We start from the raw sequence: 15,828 nt of genomic DNA on the forward strand, positions 1-15,828 counted from the left end.
TTGCCCGACAGCTGCCCGAATCGCTTCATCGAGCTGCCACGCTCGTACCTCAACCCCGCCTCTTGGCGGGGATTTTTTTGTCGGCCGCCTCCCCTAGGCAATGGCGTACCACATGCCGACAGACAGCACGCCAAGCGACACCTGGCTGCTTGCCAGCTCATGGCACTATGATGCAACCTTGCCACATGCCCTGCCGCCAAGGCGTACCCTCCTGAAGTGAGTCTTCGATGAAAAGCCAACCCGATGCCGCCAGCCGTACGGTGGCCGAGGTCGTCACGCCACTGCCCGTGCCCTCGCGGCTGGGCATGCTGCGTTTCGAACGGCTCAACGAAGCGAACTGGGCCATGCTCTATCTGGACCCCGCCTGTGAACGCCTGCTGGGCCTGGTCGATGGCGAACTCGGCAGCATGATCGGCTCACCCTTCGCCAGCTTCATGGAGCCCGAAGCCCGCTACCGCCTGCATGACGAAATCCAGCTGCAACTGAGCAGCCGCGCCTACTACCGTGTGCGCTATACCCTGCACGGCCAGCCAGGGCCGTTGCGCGTGCTGGAGGTGGGCGAAGCGTTCAAGCAGCGCAACCGCCAGCTGCTGCGCGGTTACCTGACCGTGCTCGACGACCTGCAGGACGATGCCGATCTCGATGCCCAGGCGCTGGAAACGCGCAACAACCGTCTGCAATTGGCCCTGCAACTGAACCAGAGAGCGCAACAGGAACAGCTCGAACAGCTCGATCGGGTGCGTGCCCAACAAGACCTCATCCTGCGCCTGTCACGCCAGCGCTACAGCGTCGGCAACTCCCAGCTGGAGGCGGCCGAGCTGATCACCCGCAGCGCCTGCGAGATCTACCAGGTCGACTCGGCGAGCATCTGGTACCTCAACGAGCAACGCCTGGAGCCGATCAGCGCCTGGCATCAGGCCGAGGCGCAACACCGCGTGCTGGCACCCATCGACGCCAGCCGCTTCCCCGATTACCTCGACGCCTTGCACACTAGCCGCGCCATCGACGCGCACAATGCCAGCCACGACCCCCGCACCCGCGATCTGGTCGATACGCTGTACAGCGACAACAACGCCATGCTCGACGCCAGCATTCGCGTCGACGGGCAGGTGGTCGGTGTGCTGTGCCTGGAGCAGACCGGCAAGCCCAGGGTCTGGCAGGCCGACGAAATCGCCTTTGCCGGGGAGTTGGCCGACCAGTTCGCGCAGGTCATCACCAACCACAACCGGCGCACCGCCGCCAATGCCCTGCACCTGTTCCAGCGCGCCGTCGAGCAGAGCGCCAGCGCCTTCCTGCTGGTCAATCGCGAGGGCGTGGTGGAGTACGTCAACCCCAGCTTCACCGCCATCACCCAATACACCACCGAAGAAGTGCAGGGGCGCCATGTCAGCGAGCTGCCGGCCCTGGAGAACCTCAACGAGATCCTCTTCGCCTCGCCATCGAGCCTTGAGCTGGGCAACAGCTGGCAGGGCGAGTTCAGAAGCCGGCGCAAGAGCCTGGAACCCTACTGGGGGCAACTGTCGATCTCCAAGGTGTATGGCGACCACCGCGAGCTGACCCACTACATCGGCATCTACGAAGACATCACCGAGAGCAAGCTGGCGCAGCAACGCATCGAACGCCTGGCCTATACCGACAACCTCACCAGCCTGGGCAACCGTGCGGCCTTCATCCGCAGCCTGGAGCAGCGCCTGTCGCGCCAGGACGCCAGCCCCATCTGCCTGCTGCTGGTGGACATCGACAACTTCAAGCGCATCAACGACAGCCTCGGCCACCACACCGGCGACAAACTGCTGGTGAGCCTGGCACGGCGCCTGCGCAACAGCCTCGACGGCGCCAGCAGCCTGGCGCGCCTGGCCAGCAACGAGTTCGCCGTGCTGCTCGACGACACCAGCATCGCCGACGGGCAGAACCTGGCCCAGCGCCTGCTGCATACCCTCGACAAGCCGATGTTCGTCGACAACCAGCTGATCAACATCACCGCCTCCGTGGGCCTGGCCTGCGCGCCGCTGCACGGCAGCGACCCGCAGACCCTGATGAAGAACGCGGGCCTGGCGCTGCACAAGGCCAAGGCGGCCGGCAAGCACCAGTTGCAGGTGTTCACCGAGGTGCTCAACGCCGAGGCCAGCTACAAGCTGTTCGTCGAGAACAACCTGCGCCGCGCCTTGGCGCAGAACGAGTTGGAGGTGTTCTACCAGCCCAAGCTGTGCCTGCGCAGCGGGCGCCTGTTGGGGCTGGAGGCGCTGCTGCGCTGGAACCACCCGGAACGCGGTATGATCCGCCCCGACCAGTTCATCAGCGTGGCCGAAGAGACCGGGCTGATCATTCCCATCGGCAAATGGGTACTGCGCGAAGCCTGCCGCCTGACGCGCCATTTGCAAGGCGCGGGCCTGGGCGCCTTGCAGGTGGCGATCAACCTGTCGCCCAAGCAGTTCTCCGACCCGGAACTGGTCGCTTCAGTCGCCAGCATCCTCGAACAGGAAGCGGTACCGGCGCAGTTGCTGGAACTGGAGCTCACCGAGGGCCTGCTGCTCGAAGCCACCGAAGACACCCGCCGCCAGCTCGACGAGCTCAAACGGCTGGGCCTGACCCTGGCCATGGACGACTTCGGCACCGGCTACTCGTCGCTCAGCTACCTGAAGAAGTTTCCCATCGACATCCTCAAGATCGATCGCAGCTTCATCAACGACATTCCGGGCAACCAGGACGACATGGAAATCACCTCGGCGGTGATCGCCATGGCCCACAACCTCAAGCTCAAGGTGGTCGCCGAAGGCATCGAGACGCCTGAGCAACTGGCCTTCCTGCGCCGGCACCGCTGCGATGTCGGCCAGGGTTACCTGTTCGACCGGCCGATCCCCGGCCGCGAGCTCGAAGCGCGCCTCAAGCGCTACCCGCGCGGCCCGGTGACCTGACAGCGGCCCATCGACTGGGGCACACTCACGCAAACGCTTTTCGCCTGCACAGTGGCACGCTGCTGCGCTGCGGCCGACGAGCCTTTCCTTCCAGCACAACTTTCCAGAGGTATATCCATGGTCCTGCGTTCGGAAATCCTGGTGAACAAAAACGTCCTGCCCACCGCCGAGCAAGCCCTGCCAGGGCGCGAAACGCCGATGGCGCTGCCCGAGAAGCACTTCGTCTTCGAAGACACCCCGCTGCTCGGCCCCTTCTTCGACGATGTCGACTTCGCCATCTTCGGCCTGGGCTGCTTCTGGGGCGCCGAGCGGCGCTTCTGGCAGCGTGACGGCGTGGTCAGCACCGTAGTCGGCTATGCCGGCGGTATCACCCCCAACCCCACCTACGAAGAAGTCTGCTCCGGCCTGACCGGCCACACCGAAGTGGTGCTGGTGGTGTTCGACAAGGCCAAGGTCAGCTACCGCGAACTGCTGGCAATGTTCTGGGAGCTGCACAACCCGACCCAGGGCATGCGCCAGGGCAACGATGTCGGCACCCAGTACCGCTCGGCCATCTTCTGCACCAGCCCCGAACAACTGGAGCAGGCCCAGGCCAGCAAGGCGGCGTATCAGGCCGAGCTGGACAAAGCCGGCTTCGGCGCCATCACCACCGAGATCGAGCAGGCGCCGACCGTCTACTTCGCCGAGGCCTACCACCAGCAGTACCTGGCCAAGAACCCACAGGGCTATTGCGGCATCGGCGGCACCGGCGTGTGCCTGCCGCCCAGCCTGCAAGGCAACTGAGCCATGGCCGGCATGACGCTGTTCCACTCGCCGCTCTCGCCTTTCGTGCGCAAGGTCATGGTGGTGCTGCACGAAACCGGCCAGCTCGACCGCGTGACCTTGCACGGGGTGAACATCAGCCCCGTGCAGGGCGACCCGCAGCTCGAACAGGGCAACCCCATCGGCAAGATCCCGGCCCTGCGCCTGGCCGACGGCACGGTGCTGCATGACAGCCGGGTGATCTGCGAATACCTCGACCAGCAGCACGTCGGCCAGCCGCTGTTGCCCCGCGAGGGCTCGGCACGCTGGCGGCGCCTGACCTTGGCGTCGCAAGCCGACGCCATTCTCGATGCCGCCGTATCGAGCCGCTATGAGGTAGCCGTGCGCCCCGAAGACAAGTGCTGGGACGGTTGGCTCGACGCGCAAAGCGAGAAGATCCGCCGCAGCCTGGACAACCTGGAGCGCGAGCATCTCGCAGAGTTGGCCTCAGGCTTCGACCTGGCGGCCATCGGCCTGGCGTGCGCCCTGGGCTACCTCGACCTGCGCCAACCCGAGTTCGGCTGGCGCGAACGGCAACCGGGCCTGGCCGCCTGGTATGCCGAAGTCGCCCAGCGGCCTTCGATGCTGGCCACCGTGCCCCTGTAGGAGCGGCCCGTCTACAAGTGCTCACAGACCAGCAGCCGGCTCGGCTCTCCAATGCAGCTCACCTGTAGGAGCGGCTTTAGCAGCGATGGCCGGCAATGCCGGCCCAATGGCTGCAACGCCTTCACCTGATAGTCACGCATCGGCTGGATCAGGGCTGCTACGCAGCCCATCGCGGCTGAAGCCGCTCCCGCACGGAGGGATGAGCATTACTCGTTAAAGCGGCCGGTTCGGCGCTCCGATCGGCTGCGATGGTCGGCAACGCCGCGTTGGGGTCAGCAACATCGCCACCTTCACCGCCAACCATCGCCCTATCGCCCTGTCCTCCCTCATGCCGCCCTCCCCACCCGCGACCAGTCCAGCCGGCGAGTCAGCACCATGAACACGCCCAGCAGCGCGAAGCACAGGAGCGAGCCCATCAGCAGCGCGTAGTCTTCCGCGCCCAGCAGCCCGTACAGCAGCGCATACAGCAAGGCCAGCCCCGCCGCGAAGCCCACCCCGCGCCACAGGCTGCGCAGCACATGACTCAGGTAGAAGCCGATCAGCAGCACGCAGCCGCTGGCCGACAAGCCATAGGCGGCAGTGAAGCCCAGGTGCTCGGACAACGACAGCAACAGCAGGTAGAAGAACGCCAGCGCCACCCCGACCAGCGCGTACTGCATCGGGTGCACGCTCAGTTGCTTGAGCACTTCGAAAAGGAAGAAGGCGGCGAAGGTCAGGCCGATGAACAGCACCGCGTATTTGATCGCCCGCTCGCTCTTCATGTACTGGTCCACCGGGTCGATGAAGCTCACACCGAAGGTGCGGCCTTCGAAGCCGGCGCATTCCTGTTGCGCGGTGCAGCGGCGCAGCACGTCTTCCAGGTTGGTGGCGAAGAACGAGGTCTGCCACTGGGCGGTGAAGCCGTCGGCGCCCACCTCGCGGTGATTGGGCAGGTAGCTGCCGATGAAGCTCGGGTGCGGCCAGTCGGCCTGCATGGCGACCGTGCTGCTGCGCCCGACCGGCACCACCTGCAATTGGCCGGTGCCTTGCAGCGCCAGGTCCAAAGCGTAGTCGAACTCCCCACCGTGCTCGACGTCCACCGCCGGCAGCGGCGCGTGAATGCCCCCTTGCAACCAGTCCAACCCCGTACCGGCCTCGAACGGCACGCTGCGCTCGCCCACGCGCAGCACGGGCAGGTTGGCGATGCCACGGATGTCGCTGACTCCGACCACCAAGAACGGCGTGTCGAAGCGATAGTCGTCGCGGTCACCTTCCACGCCCCAGTTGGCCGGCAGCTTGAAGCGGCCGCTAAGCGTGCCTTTGGCATGGAACAGTCGCGCTTGATAGATGCCCCGCGAACGCAGCTCGGTGTCGACCTTCAGCGTGCTGTCGAAGGTTTCCGGCAACACGTACAACTGGCCGCTGACGGTCTGCACGTCGGGCACGCGCTGGCCGTCCTTCTCCACCCAGCGCCGTTCCAGCTTGCGGTAAGGCACCACGATCATGGGCCCGGCGACCTGCTGCTCGAAGCTGGCGCTCTGGGCGATGTCGCGCAATACGTTGTCGCGTCGGTCCTGCCGCTCGCCGATCAGACCGCCGATCATCAGTAGCGGGATCAGCAGCAACAGCATCAACAAGGCAATGGTGCCGAGTTTGAATCCTAGGGTCTTGGTCATGGCAATGGCTCAGAGAGAGGGCGATGAGCGCAGCATGCGTCGCCCGTGTGGAGCCTTTGCGCAAGGTGTGTGGAGACTGCGTGGAGATTGTGCGCGCCAACGCTTCAGCTCACCCGGCGCAGCGGCAGGCACAGACTCACCCGCACTCCCTCGGCGACGTTCTCGACCCGCAGCTCGCCGCCGTGCAGTTGCATCACTTCGGCCACGAAGTTCAAGCCCAGGCCTGTGCTCTTGCGCCCGCTCGCCGGGCGCGGCAAGGAGTAGAAGCGCTCGCTGACCCGGCCCAGGGCGTAGTCGGGGATGGCCGGCCCGTGGTTGAACAGGCTCAAGGCGGCGCGTTGGCCGTCGCGGCCGAGTGCGAACACCAAGCCGCCGCCTGCGGGGGTGAAATCCAGGGCGTTGTCCAGCAGATTGCTCAGCGCTTGGCGCAGCAGGAAGCCATCGCCCCACACCCGCACGTCGGCCGGCACCTGCTGATGCACCTGCACACCGGCCGAGGCGATGCGTGGCCCATGGGCCAACAGCAGCTCGTCGAGTACTGCGCTCACAGCCACCTGCTGCTCGTCTTCCAGGCGCTGCATCTGCTCGACCCGGGCCAGGTCCAGCAAACGCTCGATCATCTGCTGCAAACGCTCGCTTTCGCCTTCGATGTTGCTGGCAAAGCGCGCGCGCTGCGCAGCCGGCATGTCGCCCTGCAACAGCTCGGCCGCGCCGCGGATCGCCGCCAGCGGGCTTTTCAGTTCGTGGGTCAAGGTGTGGACGTAACGCTCCACATAGGCCTTGCCTTCGAGTTCGGTGCGCATGCGCTCCACGGCGTGGGCCAATTGCGCCAGCTCGCCGCCCTTGTAGTACGGCAGCTCGGCGCGTTCGCCGGCGCTGACGGTCTGCGCATAGTGGGTGAGCCTGCGCAGCGAGCGCGCCAGCCACCATGACAGCGCCGCACCGACCAGCAGACCCAGTACGATCAACGCCAACCCCAGGGTGAAAAGGTGGCGCTCGGAGCGGTCGATGTAGGGTTGCAGCGAGCTGTTGGGCTTGGCCACCGTGACCACGCCGATGATCTGCCCTTCGTCGACAATGGGCGCGGCTACGTGCATCACCGAACTGCTCTCGTCGCGCTCGTCGCTGCGCGTGGAGCGCGCGCCATACTGCCCGCGCAGGGTCAGGTACACATCGTTCCAGCGCGAATAGTCCTTGCCCACCGCCTCGCCACTGGAATCGAGCAGCACCACGCCGTGGGCGTCGGTGACATAGATGCGGTGGCTGACCTGGTGCTTGCCCAGCCCCCAGATCTGCGCTTCGGGGCTGCGCAGGCCATAGGCTTTGAGCACCTCGGGCAAACGGCCTTGGCCCAGGGTGCCGGCCTTGAGGTCGTCGTGGAGGATTTCGGCCAGCAGGTTGGCGGTGTCGACCAGGGTCTCTTCCGACGACTGCCGCACCACCGGACGAATCTGCTCGCGCACGGTGCTGAGCAGAAAGTAACCGGCCAACCCGACGAACAGGAAATACACCAGGAAGATGCGTATCCCCAGGCGCATTCAGGCCTGCTCCGGGCTGTAGCTGTAGCCCAGGCCGCGATGGGTCTGGATCGCTTCGCCGGCTTCGGCCACCTGGCGCAGCTTGGCGCGCAGGCTCTTGATATGGCTGTCGATGGTGCGCTCGTACCCTACATCGGCGGCGACGCCCAGCGCATCGAGCAGCTGCTCGCGGCTGAATACCCGCTGCGGCTGTTCGATCAGGCATTGCAGCAGGCGAAACTCGTGGCGGGTCAGGGTCAGGGGCTGGCCGTGGTAGCTGATCTGCATGCGCAGGGTGTCGAGGTGCAGCGGCGCGGTCTTGGTCGTTTCGACGGCGGCATCTGCCCGCGGCGCCATGCGCTTGAGGATGGCCCGCACCCGCGCCGCCACCTCGCGCGGGCTGAAGGGCTTGACCACGTAGTCGTCGGCACCGATCTCCAGGCCCACCACGCGGTCGATCTCGTCGTTACGGGCGGTGAGAAACATCACCGGCGCCTCGGTGAAGCGGCGCAGTTGCCGGCAGGTGTCGAAGCCGGTGATGTCGGGCAGGCCGATGTCGAGGATGATCAGGTCCGCCGGCTGCGCGCGCTGGCGCTCGACGGCGGCGCTGCCCAGGGTCACCCACTCGGTGCTGTGGCCGTCGGCTTGCAAGGCGTAGACGAGGGTGTCGGCGATGGCGGCTTCGTCTTCGACGATGAGAATGTGGGGCATGTCAGGTGTCTATCGGGGGCGCTGCACGTCGCAGCGGATCGCATGCTTTACCACGAATCCGCCGGCACGTGCAGCTCGGTAGGGTCAGCAGCTCGGCTTGCCGGCGGTGTATTTCTCGGCCGGGTTGATCGCCGCCTTGAACTCGCGCAAAGCCTTGGCCCCGATCAGCAACGGATAGTTGAAGCTGCTGCGGTCGACCAGGTTGACCTCGACCGTGCGCTTCACATCGCCCAGGCACAGCTCCAGGTCGACCACCGGGCGGCTCGACGTCTCGGGCGAATCGCCTTCGCTGTCTTCTTCGGCGCGGTTCTTGATCTTGCTGATGCGCGCGACCTTATGCTCGTAGACCTTGCCGTCGGCATCCTCGGTGGCCAGACGGAAGCGCACCCATTGCTCGCCATCGCGGGTGAAACGCTCGATATCTTTGGCCGACAGGGACGCGGTGTAGGCGCCGGTGTCCATCTTGGCTTTGAAGGTCTGGCCGATGTCCGACACGGTGATGTTCTCGTAGCGGCCGTACAGGGTGGGGTCGGCGGCGAACGCTGGCAGGGCCACCAGCGACAACAGGGCGAGCAGTGGTTTCACGGGGCAGGCTTCCTTGAAGGGTTGCAGGCTTAGAGTGCCGAGACCTTAGAGGTTCGGCACGTCCTTGGCAAAAACATAGTCTGAAATATTTGCTGACCATGACCCTCGCTGCGCATTTGGCGGATGGCACAGCGCTGCTTATCATTGCGCACTGCCACTTTCCTACAACAAGGTTCACTTATGCGTCGCCTGCTGACCGGCACCTGTGTCGCCCTTCTGCTGCTGCTCAACACCGTTGTGATGATCGTACCGCTGCTGATCTGCGCGCTGATCAAGCTGGTGCTCAAGGGCCGCTATCGCGATTACGCCTCCGCTGGCGTGATGTGGGTGGCCGAGACCTGGGCCGAGATCGACAAGCGCATCTTTGCGGCCTGCGTGCCTACCCAGTGGGACATCCGCGGCGCGGAAAACCTGCGGCGCGATACGTCGTATCTGACCATCAGCAATCACCAGAGCTGGGTGGACATTCCGGCGCTGATGGAAACGCTGAATCGGCGCACGCCGTTTTTCAAGTTCTTCCTGAAGAAAGAGCTGATCTGGGTGCCGTTGTTGGGGTTGGCTTGGTGGGGGTTGGACTATCCGTTCATGAAGCGGTACAGCAAGGCGTTTTTGGAAAAACACCCGGAGCTGAGGGGCAAGGACTTGGAAATCACCAAGGCGGCGTGCGCGTTGTACAAGCGTCAGTCGGTGAACGTGGTGAATTATCTGGAAGGGACGCGGTTTACGGCGGCCAAGCATGCGGAGCAAGGCTCGCCTTATCGGTACTTGCTTAAGCCCAAGGCGGGGGGCGTGGCGTTCGTGTTGGCGGCAATGGGAAAGCAGCTGGATGCGTTGTTGGATGTGACGATCGTGTATCCAGAGGGGAAGGCGCCTGGATTTTGGGATCTGCTGAGCGGCAACATCGCGCAGGTGATCGTGGACATTCAAGTGCGGTCCCTCGAGCCGGCGTTGTGGTCGGGGGACTATGAAGGCGATCCTGTTTTTCGTCGGCAGATACAGGCGTGGGTAAACCAGTTGTGGCAAGAAAAAGACGCGCGCATTGGCAGGCTGCGGGATGAGCTCAAATGAGAGAGGGCTCTGACGACCTAGGAAAGACCTGGTAATTATGTCAGTTGCCAGGCGGGTAAAATGTTCATAACCTTTTTCCAGAAAGCGCCAGTCGTGGTGTAAAGGGGATAACGTCAGGCGCCCTCCCAATAAGGCAGGACATTGTTCATATTCAAATCGGCAATAATCCTTCCAAACAGCGACAAACGCGTCAGCGGTATGAAATTGTTTGAGTATTGCAGCATGTGAGCAAGCCTCAGCAATCATCGACAATGCAAAGAAATAGCGATTCAAGACTTACTGGGGGTGCCTCTATCGAGTTGGATATTGGTTCGGTTCAAGTACTAGGAATTACCCGGACTCACCTGGCTCAACGGCAGAAGCACTCTATGATGACGGACCTCGCATGTCCGGTGCGCAGGTGTTTGTGATTACAATTAACCATTTGAAGCCAATGGCTATATTGGACCGTTTGCTCCTTGTCGTGACCCGCCCAAGCGAGGCCATGAGCTCTGCGACGGATCGACAGCTATGTTAGAACGCCTCAACATCAGGATACCCTCATGAACTCAAACCGCATTTTCTGTCGCAATGGTCGAATCACAACGATTAAAGATGATTCACAAGGCCGGTCGATATTTGAATACAGCCGAGCGCCACTCGCCGAAGTCCTAACAGGCATAGAAAACGCTAGCCACCTACTGGCAACGGACTCCGCAGGCTCTGTAACTGTTGCGAAGGACGACGTGGCCGACGAAAAGCATAATTATTCGCCCTATGGCAACGCTTGCACGCTTCCCTCGTCCAATACGCTTTTTGGCTTTAATCGCGAATGGATGGACTTGCACGGCTTATACTCATTAGGCAACTATCGTTTCTACTCGCCTGCGTTGATGCGTTTTTGTTCACCTGATAGTTGGTCGCCCTTTGGCAAGGGTGGTATCAGCACGTATGCCTATTGCGCAGGTGACCCCATCAATCGCAGCGATCCCACTGGCCACATGTCGGGCCGTCGATTCAAAAAAAAGGGTGAGATGTCTAACTCTAAAAGAATGGAATTTCTTGAGCCTGTGGCTCAGCCTATGGCTCAGCTTGTGGCTCAGCCTGTGGCTGAGTCGTTTGATGCAGGTCTAGGTGACTTTAGCAGGGGAAAGATGACCTATCCTATGGAAAAAATAATGGAATATCTGAAACCCCGAGACATCACCGCACTTTCTCTTACATCGCGTTCTATGAACCAATTCGCACAAAGCACCTCCGAAAGCCTTGCCATCAAAAGAATAGAAAAATTTAGGTTGATAATCCATCGCCGTGCGGATCCCAGCCTAAGACTGGCCAACTCCCTTCCTGGCGTATCCATGCGCGTATTTAACTATGTAGAAGCAAGGGTGATCAAGCCTGGCTACCTCTATAATACCTCCCCTCCAAAAGAACCAATTCGGAAATTGGACGCAGCTCTACTTAGAGCAGGCTACCCTGTCTTCAGTCGACCCTAAAACTCTGATTAAGCCTAGCATTTTAAAATCCATTCCAAATCAGCAGCAGCTCATTGGAGCGTTTGGAGTATGAAGCCACTAAGCGCAACGCTATCTCATCCACTACAGGCGCCGTGATTTCTGTGGTCCCTTGCCCACTTCCTACCTTGAGCACTTCGCATGAAAAGCCATTTTAAGAAGCCATTGCAAAGTTTGCGTGTACAGCCGCGAACGGTTAGGCGGTGGGCGCCACCGAGGAAGAATTGGGCATAGTCGATGTCGCTGGCATTGCAACCGGACAGTAGTAAGCGAAGAGGAATGCAGTTGGCTTTGCACAGCGTACGATCTTGACCATGAAGCTCGACCCTTGCGATCCACATCCAGGACAGACCTCCAAAAAAAGCCCCTCGCTACGAGGGGCTTTTCGCTACATCACGGTATCAAGCCGCGCCCCACATCTTGTGCGGATCGATCACGAATTTCTTCGGTACGCCTGCATCGAACTCGCCATACCCTTGCGGCGCCTGGTCCAGGTTGATGACCTGCACGCCGACCACCTCGGCGATATTGATGCGATCCCACATGATCGCCTGCATCAGCTGGCGGTTGTACTTCATGGTCGGGGTCTGGCCGGTGTGGAAGCTGTGCGACTTGGCCCAGCCCAGACCGAAACGGATGCTCAAGGCACCGATCTTGGCGGCGGCATCTGACGCGCCTGGGTCTTCGGTCACGTACAGGCCCGGGATACCGATGCTGCCAGCAACGCGAGTCACCTGCATCAGCGAGTTGAGCACGGTGGCCGGCGCTTCGTGCTTAGCGCCCTCGTGGCCGTGGCCACGGGCTTCGAAGCCAACGGCATCGACCGCGCAATCCACTTCAGGCTCGCCGAGGATGTCGACGATCTGCTCGTGCAGTGGGGTGTCCTTGGACAGGTCGACCACTTCGAAGCCTTGCGACTTGGCGTGCGCCAGACGTGCCTGGTTGAGGTCACCAACGATGACGCAGGCGGCACCCAATAGGCGTGCCGAAGCGGCAGCAGCCAGGCCGACCGGGCCGGCACCGGCTACGTAGACGGTGCTGCCTGGGCCGACACCTGCAGTGACAGCGCCGTGGTAGCCGGTCGGCAGGATGTCGGACAGGCAGGTCAGGTCACGGATCTTTTCCATGGCCTTGTCGCGGTTCGGCAGTTTCAAAAGGTTGAAGTCGGCATAGGGCACCAGTACGTACTCGGCCTGGCCACCGGTCCAGTCGCCCATGTCGACGTAACCATAGGCACCACCTGGGCGCGCCGGGTTGACGGTCAGGCAGACGCCGGTGTGCTGTTCCTTGCACGAGCGGCAGCGGCCGCAGGCGACGTTGAACGGCACCGACACCAGATCGCCGATCTGCAGACGCTCGACGTCGCTGCCCTTCTCGATCACTTCACCGGTGATTTCATGGCCCAGCACCAGGCCGAGCTGTGCGGTCGTACGGCCGCGCACCATGTGCTGGTCGGAGCCGCAGATATTGGTGGAGACCACCTTGAGGATTACGCCGTGGTTGATCTTTCTGCCACGGGGATCTTGCATCTTGGGGTAGTCGATCGTCCGTACTTCGACCTTGCCAGGCTCGATGTACACCACTCCGCGGTTACCAGACATGCTCATACCTCGCTTGATTTGTACTTATGTCGCGTTGGGTAGCGCCGCCATTCATGGACGGCAGGTGTCGCTGGAACGACAGGGCCAGGCAGCCCTTTGAACTGGCAATGATTGTGGTCTTGTCGGAACGCTGTGCCCTGACTGGAAGCGACGAAGAGATGTCTTTTAGCGGCAGGCCCTTTTTGCGCGCTCTCAGTTTTGCCAGTAGCAAGATCAACGTGGCTATTCAAAATGGAGGGTGAAAACCCCATTCATGCAAAGCGCAGAGCACGAATCATGACGACAGCGAGCCATTTGCTTTATTTTTACCGCGCCACCGAGCTTGTCACGGTCAAGCATGGCAACGACGAGCGCGCAATCTTACGGGCTGCAGGCGTACTTCTGGCTGAACGAAGCTCCGCTCAGCCGACAGCAGGTCTGCTGGCCGTCGATGGCAAGAGCACGGTATTGCGAACCCTGCGTGATGGCCGCAACGAGACTTACGCATATTTGCCTTATGGCTATGACACGAAACTACCGTCCGCCATGCCGCCCTTGGGTTTCAATGGCGAAACGTTGCTTGCCCAGCACCTTGGATACGCGCTGGGTCAAGGCCATCGCTTGTTCAATCCGGCGAGGATGCGATTCAACACGCCCGACCGCTTGAGCCCATTCGCGGCAGGTGGGTTGAACGTGTATTGCTACTGCGAGGGGGACCCTGTCAATTACGTCGATCCCACTGGAAGGATGAAACGTATGGTGCTTCCAGATGGGCAAACCTTCATGTTCAACGCAAATATGGCAAGGGAAATAAAGCCTAAGCCAGCGTCTGCCTCACCTATTGGCATGATGCCGTCGGGCACGTCATCGAGAGGAAATGGGCAAGGTTCTACGCAAGTGACTTCATTATTAAAGCCCTTGAAACGAAGCCTCTCAGATTCCGCATTGCTTTCATCTAGTGCTCGCCTCGAACAACCTGGCGCACGGTCGCCTCTCTCGAACACCAAATCGCTCGCGTCCTTGGCTGGACTTGAACAGGAATACACGGCTTCCCGCAATACGTTCCGCTCGGTGCCTGTACCGAAACAAGAGCAGTCTCAGTTAGTCTCGGACCTGCATTCCGAGCCCACAAGTAGAGACTCGACGCCCCCCACAAGTCCAACAGGCAGTCCTGCTACGGTGCGCCGGCCCGAACATTTCGTGCAAGCTGCGCTGGGCGTTCGCGGCAGTGGCTTTTACAGCCGCAAACATAGCCCGACCGAGTACAGATCCACCCTGCGTCCGCAGAGACCTTCTTGAAAACCAGCACCGTCGAAGTACCGCTCCGAGCGGAACCCGGGTCGACCTTGAGGGAGAGACCGCCATAGGCAGCTAGAGCACCACCGTCCGATTGGCATTCAAGAACACCCGCCGCTCGATGTGATACCCCACGGCCCGGGCCAAGGTCTGGCACTCGATGTCGCGCCCTTTGGCGATCAAATCTTCGGGGTAGTGCGTGTGGTCCACCACCTCCACGCCCTGGGTGATGATCGGCCCTTCGTCCAGGTCGTTATTGATGTAGTGCGCCGTGGCGCCGACCATCTTCACGCCTTTGTTGTAGGCCTGGTGATACGGCTTGGCCCCCTTGAAGCCGGGCAGCAGCGAGTGGTGGATGTTGATCGCCCAACCGTCCAGCCGTCGGCACAGCTCGGGCGACAGCACCTGCATGTAGCGCGCGAGCACCACCAGCTCGGCGCCGGTCTCTTCGATCACCTGCAGCACCTTGCGCTCTTGCCCGGGTTTGTCCTTGGGGTCGAGGGCGAAGTGGTGGTAGGGAATCTTGTGCCACTGCGCCAGGTGTTCGAGGTCGGGGTGGTTGGACACCACCGCGACGATGTCCATGCCCAATTGGCCGATGCGCTGGCGATACAGCAGGTCGTTCAGGCAGTGGTCGGCCTTGGACACCATGATCACCACCTTGGGGCGGTGGTCGGGCGCCGTCAGCTCGAAGGCCATGCCGAAGCCTTCGCTACGCTCGGCCAGGCCTGCGCGGAATGCCGCTTCGTCGAAGCCGTCCGGCTGGCGGAATTCGACGCGGATGAAGAAGCGCCCCGACAGCCGATCGTCGAAGGAATGGTGCTCGGTCACGTAACAACGTTGCTCGAACAGGTGACGGGTGACGACATCGACGGTGCCGAGCATGCTCGGGCAGTCGGCGGTGAGGATCCAGGTGTCCGGTGCCCGACTCATGCGCGTTCCCCTTAGGCTTCGATGGCCAGACCGTACTCGGACGAGGCGTCTTGCAGCCACATCCACCAGTAGTCGGCGAAGCTGCGACGGATCACCAGTTCCCAGCTCTCCTCGCCGGTGCGGCGGATCACCAGTTGCGACTTGGCGAACACGGTGCCCACACCCTTGCCGACCGGGAAGTTGTTCGGGTGCACGTCGTAGCTGGTCGATTTCTTCAACACGTCGCGCACGTTCGGGCCGTGCAGTTCCAGCAGGCTCTGCCCGCCGCTGACGTTGACCACCTGGATGTGCAGGCCGGCGGCGGCGTCGCGCAGCTTCTGTTCGAAGGCCACTTCCTCGCCTTGCGGCACGATCAGCAGCCACTCGTCCGGGCCCATCCATTGCAGCGACGTGTCGCCGCTGGAGACCACTTTCAAAGGGCCGGGCAGCTCGAGGCCGACGGCCGTCTGCACGGCGCTGGCGAAGGCGGCGTCATGGCCGTCGCCGCGAAGGGTCAGGTGACCGAGGAACTTGCGTTCACGCAGGGTCACGCCGGCGTTCTGCCGGCCCTTGCCGACCAGGCTGCGCAGGTCGGCGTGATGCAGCGGCGACTCGGCCTTGGCGGAGCCGCTGGGGTTTTGCTCGAAAACGTTGATGGCGCTCATGGGTTACCTGCCTTGAATTCTGGG

At 62.2% G+C, this 15,828-nt stretch carries 13 protein-coding genes; 6 read left to right on the forward strand and 7 right to left on the reverse strand.

All coding sequences use genetic code 11. The annotated features are described in order from the left end of the window. Positions 1-227: 227 nt before the first annotated feature. From ACSMEV_RS01655 to ACSMEV_RS01665, 3 genes are all read left to right on the forward strand, one after another. Complete coding sequence (locus ACSMEV_RS01655) at positions 228-2,915, forward strand: putative bifunctional diguanylate cyclase/phosphodiesterase (protein ID WP_459206985.1); 2,688 nt, start codon at positions 228-230, stop codon at positions 2,913-2,915. Positions 2,916-3,032: 117 nt separating this feature from the next. Next, positions 3,033-3,698: a peptide-methionine (S)-S-oxide reductase MsrA gene (gene msrA, locus ACSMEV_RS01660; RefSeq protein ID WP_459206986.1), complete on the forward strand. Its 666-nt coding sequence runs from the start codon at positions 3,033-3,035 to the stop codon at positions 3,696-3,698. Between the two features lie 3 nt (positions 3,699-3,701). Continuing rightward, on the forward strand, positions 3,702-4,322 hold the full coding sequence (locus tag ACSMEV_RS01665) for a glutathione S-transferase (protein WP_459206987.1): 621 nt from the start codon (positions 3,702-3,704) through the stop codon (positions 4,320-4,322). A 326-nt stretch (positions 4,323-4,648) separates the two neighbouring features. On the opposite strand, the gene creD is transcribed toward ACSMEV_RS01665, so the two are convergent. The 4 genes from creD to rloA2 all read right to left on the reverse strand — a co-directional run bounded on the left by creD (position 4,649) and on the right by rloA2 (position 8,790). Beyond that, complete coding sequence (gene creD / locus ACSMEV_RS01670; RefSeq protein WP_459206988.1) at positions 4,649-5,977, reverse strand: cell envelope integrity protein CreD; 1,329 nt, start codon at positions 5,975-5,977, stop codon at positions 4,649-4,651. Positions 5,978-6,081: 104 nt separating this feature from the next. Next, entirely contained in the window at positions 6,082-7,515 is a 1,434-nt protein-coding gene (gene creC / locus ACSMEV_RS01675) for a two-component system sensor histidine kinase CreC (protein WP_459206989.1), read from the reverse strand. Continuing rightward, positions 7,516-8,205 carry a two-component system response regulator CreB gene (gene creB, locus ACSMEV_RS01680; RefSeq protein WP_459206990.1) on the reverse strand — a complete coding sequence of 230 codons (690 nt, stop codon included), beginning with the start codon at positions 8,203-8,205 and terminating at the stop codon, positions 7,516-7,518. Positions 8,206-8,289: 84 nt separating this feature from the next. Then, positions 8,290-8,790 carry a retropepsin-like aspartic peptidase RloA2 gene (gene rloA2 / locus ACSMEV_RS01685; RefSeq protein ID WP_459206991.1) on the reverse strand — a complete coding sequence of 167 codons (501 nt, stop codon included), beginning with the start codon at positions 8,788-8,790 and terminating at the stop codon, positions 8,290-8,292. A gap of 180 nt (positions 8,791-8,970) precedes the next feature. Between rloA2 and ACSMEV_RS01690 the strand changes: the two genes are divergently transcribed. Continuing rightward, positions 8,971-9,858, forward strand: coding sequence for an acyltransferase (locus ACSMEV_RS01690; RefSeq protein ID WP_459206992.1), 888 nt, complete (start codon positions 8,971-8,973; stop codon positions 9,856-9,858). A gap of 542 nt (positions 9,859-10,400) precedes the next feature. Then, a complete protein-coding gene (locus ACSMEV_RS01695; RefSeq protein WP_459206993.1) occupies positions 10,401-11,333 on the forward strand; it encodes an RHS repeat-associated core domain-containing protein in 933 nt (310 codons plus the stop codon). A gap of 419 nt (positions 11,334-11,752) precedes the next feature. Here the strand turns inward: ACSMEV_RS01695 and fdhA are convergent, their stop codons facing one another. Beyond that, entirely contained in the window at positions 11,753-12,952 is a 1,200-nt protein-coding gene (gene fdhA / locus ACSMEV_RS01700; RefSeq protein WP_459206994.1) for a formaldehyde dehydrogenase, glutathione-independent, read from the reverse strand. Positions 12,953-13,228: 276 nt separating this feature from the next. Between fdhA and ACSMEV_RS01705 the strand changes: the two genes are divergently transcribed. Further along, positions 13,229-14,230, forward strand: a complete 1,002-nt coding sequence (locus ACSMEV_RS01705; RefSeq protein ID WP_459206995.1) for an RHS repeat-associated core domain-containing protein — start codon at positions 13,229-13,231, stop codon at positions 14,228-14,230. Positions 14,231-14,302: 72 nt separating this feature from the next. Here ACSMEV_RS01705 and purU read toward each other — a convergent pair whose 3' ends face one another. Continuing rightward, complete coding sequence (purU, locus tag ACSMEV_RS01710) at positions 14,303-15,160, reverse strand: formyltetrahydrofolate deformylase (protein WP_459206996.1); 858 nt, start codon at positions 15,158-15,160, stop codon at positions 14,303-14,305. 11 nt (positions 15,161-15,171) lie between these two features. Further along, positions 15,172-15,804, reverse strand: coding sequence for a sarcosine oxidase subunit gamma (locus ACSMEV_RS01715; RefSeq protein ID WP_459206997.1), 633 nt, complete (start codon positions 15,802-15,804; stop codon positions 15,172-15,174). Positions 15,805-15,828: the final 24 nt, after the last annotated feature.

This window comes from Pseudomonas sp. MLB6B (assembly GCF_054508135.1).